Annotated in this window: 2 protein-coding genes; one reads left to right on the forward strand and one right to left on the reverse strand. The window is 51.4% G+C overall.

Going from position 1 to position 3,093, the window contains the following annotated elements; genetic code table 11:
* On the forward strand, positions 1 to 1,585 hold a 1,585-nt coding region (locus Q0294_RS08185; protein WP_299463141.1), incomplete at its 5' end, for a serine/threonine-protein kinase.
* Between the two features lie 39 nt (positions 1,586 to 1,624).
* Here the strand turns inward: Q0294_RS08185 and eno are convergent.
* On the reverse strand, positions 1,625 to 2,995 hold the full coding sequence (gene eno / locus Q0294_RS08190; RefSeq protein ID WP_299463144.1) for a phosphopyruvate hydratase: 1,371 nt from the start codon (positions 2,993 to 2,995) through the stop codon (positions 1,625 to 1,627).
* Positions 2,996 to 3,093: the final 98 nt, after the last annotated feature.

Raw genomic sequence — 3,093 nt, forward strand, 5'->3', positions numbered from 1 at the left:
TATCATGCCTGATAAAAAGATTCGCCTCTTGTATATGCAGTATCTTCCCGGAGGCACCCTGCACACAGTCGCCGAGATCATCCGTAACACAGCGCCCGCCGAAAGATCAGGCAGCGTCCTGCTGGTTGCGGTCAACCAGTCTCTGGATTTGCGCGGCGAATCCCGTCCCACCGAATCTTTCACCTGCCAGACATTGAATTCCCTCTCCTGGCCGGAAACGATTTGCTGGTTAGGAATACGCCTGGCACGCGCCTTGGACTATGCACATAAAAAAGGTGTTTTACATCGGGATATCAAGCCGGCCAATGTGCTCCTGACAGCGGAAGGGATTCCGAAACTGGCGGACTTCAATATCAGTTTCAGTTCACACATCGCTGGAACAACTCCGGCCGCTTATTTTGGGGGAAGTCTGGCTTACATGTCCCCCGAACAGCTGGAAGCCTATGACCCCACACATCCCCGACTGCCGGAAAGTCTCGATGAAAAGAGTGATTTGTATTCGCTGGGTTTAATGTTGTGGGAACTGCTCACAGGCGTCCGCCCCTTCCAGGACCCTGCCATCACCTCCGGCTGGTCAACACTGCTGAAACAGATGATTCAACAACGGCAATCAGGTACCACCTTGCGAAACTCACCACAACATCTGCCCCCTGACTGCCCGGAACATCTGGTGACTGTTCTCCAAAAGTGCCTGATGCCCAATCCACTGGAACGCTGGAACTCAGGTACGGAACTCGCCAGTCAACTGGAATTATGCCTGAACCCCAGAGCACAACAGATTCTATTCCCCCCATCCACAAGCTGGTTCACACGATTAAAAGGCTGGGAGATTCCACTGATCATCCTGATTGTGGCCATCCCGAATATGCTGGCTGGTTTATTCAATTTCTTTCATAACCAGAAACATATCGTGGAACACTTAAAGAATTCGCAAGACGCGTTCTGGCAAATTCAGTCGATCATCAATCTGATTGCCTATCCACTGGGACTGGGCCTGATCGGCTGGCTGACCTGGACCATACTGCGATTTCGAACTGAGAAACCGACGGACGTCATTTCAGAAAAGGAAAAAACAGCCGCCATCCAAAAGCGGTGTCTCAGGCTCGGACATTATGCTGCCTTGATCTGTACCACAGAATGGATCCTTGCCGGCATCGCCTACCCGGTCAGCATGCATTATGCCATTGGTTCATTGTCTCTCACTGACTACATGCATTTCCTGGGATCACTCGTCTTGTGTGGTTTGATCGCAGCCAGTTATCCATTTTTTGGAGTGACTTATATCAGCCTGCATGCGATTTATCCCCGTTTGCTGCAGAGCAATGATTTCAGCCAGCGCGCCCCCGATACTTACCTGCAAATCAAACGCCTGACCTGGGTTTATCTGATCATGGCGTTCTTAGTGCCGACACTCAGTATCGCCGCTCTGGCAATGATTAATCTGGATGACAAAGTCGCCATCGGAATTCTGACAGTTGCCGGAACTCTAGGCGCCGTCAGCATTTTCCGCGTTTCCCAGGCACTGCAAGCCGATCTGGACGCACTCCATGGGCTTTATTCCCAAAACCAGCCCTCTCAACAGTGATCCTTATAGAACCACTGATTAGACCCGAATATGATTGCATTATTTCAACGAGGAAAAGATTCCTCCCCCGTGATAACCAGCCCGGCCCACCAATTGTTCTTCCAGCCGGAGTAACTGATTGTATTTCGCCAAACGCTCACTGCGGCCTACGGAACCGACTTTTAACTGTCCTGCCCCGGTGGCAACGACCAGATCGGCAATCGTGGTGTCTTCCGTTTCACCACTGCGTGCCGACACCACGGGCCAATAGCCGTGATCGATGGCCATCCTCAGCGTTTCCAATGTTTCAGAAAGTGTGCCGATCTGATTCAATTTGATCAGAACACTGTTGGCCGTCTGACTGTCGATCCCCTGCTGCAACCGACGACGATTGGTCACGAACAGATCATCGCCAATTAATTGGACGCGGTGCCCCAACCTCTCGGTCAGTTTTTTCCACCCTTCCCAGTCATCTTCCGCCAGACCATCTTCAATGCTGATAATCGGATACGTATTCACCCAGCGTTCCAGCATATCGATGACATCATCTGCAGAGAGCGCCTCGTCTCCCGTTGCATTCAGATGATAGTTTCCCGTTTCTGCGTCATAAAAATGCGTGCTGGCAACATCCAGACCAATGGCAACATCCTCACCCGGATTGAGCCCCGCCGCTTCAATCGCCGCCACAACAAATTTGACTGCTTCACTGTTACTGCTTAATTTGGGACCGTACCCCCCTTCATCTCCGATCAGGGTTCCTTCGTGTCCTGTTTTATTCAGTATCTGACCAAGTCTGCGATAAATGGTCACAATCCATTCGAAAGCCTGTCGATAAGAAGTCGCTCCGACCGGCAGGATCAGAAAATCCTGAAAGTCAAGATTTCGTCCCGCATGCAGTCCGCCTGAGATCATGTTGACCATGGGCAGCGGGAGTAACATCGATTGAGCCAGTAAAGAAGTTCGCTGTGTCTGTCCCCCCCCTGACTCTGCCGCAGGAGTTTGACTGATGTATTCAGACCAGATTTCGGCAAAACGCTCAACGGGGGTCTGCTGCTGAGATTCCGCAGCGGCATAAGCGGCTGCCAGAGATGCCCCCAAAATCGCATTGGCCCCCAGACGCGACTTATTCTCTGTCCCGTCCAGCTCACACAATTTCGCATCGATGGCTCGCTGGTCAGAAGCATCCTGGCCGATTAACGCAGCTGCGATCTCGCCTCGCACATTTTCGACTGCCTGCGTGACTCCCAGACCATCAAATCGCGATGAATCCTGATCGCGTAATTCGACCGCTTCGAATTTGCCGGTACTGGCACCGCTGGGAACTATGGCTCTGCCGGGGCGGGAATTCGCGCAGCAAATCTCCACTTCCACCGTAGGATTCCCACGGCTGTCAAAGACTTCACGTGCATGGACATATTCAATTTGCGTCATGACAGATCATACTCCTGACTGTCGATGTAAATTAGTAAATAATAAAGTAAAAGAATTCAACAGTGGAATTCTCTGATCTAACATAACAGGAATCCTGT

Origin of the sequence: uncultured Gimesia sp. (assembly GCF_937919775.1) — a bacterium.
Classification (GTDB): Bacteria; Planctomycetota; Planctomycetia; order Planctomycetales; family Planctomycetaceae; genus Gimesia.